The following is an 858-nucleotide window of genomic DNA, read 5'->3' on the forward strand; positions in this document are numbered from 1 at the left end:
GTCATTTGAGCTTTCTTCAATACCAAGTAATTATAGTTGGATCCTTTAGCAGGAACATCCGCAACCACGACACTTTGAGGGTTGCCTTCTGAATCATCTTGACTAACTACACGAGTGGTCCATTTTTCTCCATTTGGTCCAGTAGCTGAACTTTCAACCACTTCCAAACGGTAGTCAAGTGGGTCTGTCAACATGACGTTCTTTTCAAATTCGTAGGCTACGTTATTGAAGTTGTAATCAAGAGTATAGGTGAACTCCTCTGCCTTGTCTGACAATTGTGCAGAATAGGCTTTTTTCTTTGTCAAACCAAGCGGGTCATCAATTTCTCCCAAGTCATTACTCTTATCTGCGTCGGTAATTCTCTTCGTGACACTTGGGTAACAGTACTCGAGTTTTTGAACTTCAACTTCTTCATTACGTCCACCAATCTTACGGGTTGTAAATTCACCTGTCTTGAAGACACCAGTCAATTCAGGGACTGTAATTGTTTCATTCGTTGGTGTATAATCAGCTGGCGGATCAACTTCATCCTCTTCATTCGTTTCAGGAGCACGAGCCTCCTTACTCAAATCATAGTCAAAATTGTTATCTCCAGGGTTGAAGACACTATCGGGTACATAGATTGTGACATTGTCACCTTCTTGATTGATTCGACCACGAATTTGTTTTGATGGATCTGTGACTTTTTCAACAACTGTTTTACCATTGATTCGAACAGCATCAACCTTATATCCAGGTGTAACAGTGAACTCACCCTTGATGTCTTCCTTGATCAACGCTGCAGCTACCGATTCTAAAATTCGATTTGAGAACTTATCGATATCGCTTTGTTCATTAACATAGAAGGAAACGTTCTTT

At 40.6% G+C, this 858-nt stretch carries 1 protein-coding gene; it reads right to left on the reverse strand.

Annotated features, from left to right (window positions below; all coding sequences use genetic code 11):
• On the reverse strand, positions 1-858 hold an 858-nt coding region (locus HMPREF2655_RS03395; RefSeq protein WP_142352122.1), incomplete at both ends, for a hypothetical protein.

The sequence above is a fragment of the Streptococcus sp. HMSC066F01 genome (assembly GCF_001837335.1).
Taxonomy (GTDB): Bacteria; Bacillota; Bacilli; order Lactobacillales; family Streptococcaceae; genus Streptococcus; species Streptococcus oralis_S.